Below are 1,103 nucleotides of genomic sequence, written 5' to 3' on the forward strand. Positions count from 1 at the left end.
CGAAGATCTCCTGCACGGTGATCGAGTCGATCCGGGTGGTCAGGCTGGCCGCGGAGTGCACCAGCGTATCGCCGGAGAAGCCCGGATCGATGCCGTTAACGTAAAGCGAGGCGTTGCCGGCCGCGCAGGCACGCTCCAGGGGCTCGCGCAACCAGTCGTCGGCGTGGCGCGGGGTGACCAGCCAGACCATCGACGTACCGACGACGTTGGTGCCGGCCGCCAGGAACTTGGCCATCTGTTCGATGGCTTCCATCGGCCGCGTCTCCCCTTGGGATGTGTAAACGACGCAGTCGGCGCCGAGGGCGACCAGGGCGTCGATGTCGTCCGTGGCGATGACGCCGGTCGGTTCGTCCAGTCCGCACAGCTGCGCCGCATCCTGGCCGACCTTCTGGCTGCTGGCGGCGTGCACGCCGACCAGCTCGAGATCGGGTCTGCCGATGATGGCTCGCAACGAATGCCGACCCACGTTGCCGGTGGAGAATTGAATGACCCTGCGCATGGCTACCCTCGTCCTTCCGGCGGTGGGTGATGACCCATCATGACGCGTTCAATCGCCGCACAGGTCAGTAATCGGGTATCGGCAGTGGCGAATTGTTCGAGTCGATGCCGCCGTCGACGTGGAACGTCGCGTTGGTCGCATAGCAGTCGCGGGTGGCCAGGTACACCGCGAGCCGCCCGAGATCCTCGACGTCGCCCAGCCGATGCAGCGGCGTGGCCTCCTGCATCTTTTCCAGTGAGCCGGGCATCAGATCCAGGCTGCCCTTCAGGCCGTCGGTGGCGAAGGACCCCAGGGCGATGGCGTTGACGCGAATCTTCGGGGCGAGTTCCTGTGCCATGGCGCGGGTGAGCGCTTCCAGGCCACCCTTGGCAACGCAATAGGCGGTCAGCGCCCGGATGCCGAAACGTGCCGAGCCCGACGAGATGTTGATGATGGAACCGTGTCCGGCGCTGAGCATGTGGGGCGCCACCAGCTGACTCATGATGAAGGCCGACGTCACACACCAGTCGAAGGTGTGCCGGAAGTCTTCGTCGGTGATATCGAGGAATCGCGCGTAGGTCGACCCGCCGACATTGTTGACCAGAATGTCGATGCGACCGAGGCG

At 65.2% G+C, this 1,103-nt stretch carries 1 protein-coding gene and 1 pseudogene; both read right to left on the bottom strand.

Annotated elements, in window-relative coordinates:
* Nucleotides 1–499: pseudogene (locus A9W96_RS19760) on the bottom strand (dihydrodipicolinate reductase); the annotation flags it as partial.
* Between the two features lie 64 nt (nt 500–563).
* The coding region (locus A9W96_RS19765) for an SDR family NAD(P)-dependent oxidoreductase (RefSeq protein WP_156765331.1) at nt 564–1,103 on the bottom strand (540 nt) is incomplete at its 5' end.

The sequence above is a fragment of the Mycobacterium sp. 1245852.3 genome, assembly GCF_001669335.1.
Lineage (GTDB): Bacteria > Actinomycetota > Actinomycetes > Mycobacteriales > Mycobacteriaceae > Mycobacterium > Mycobacterium europaeum_A.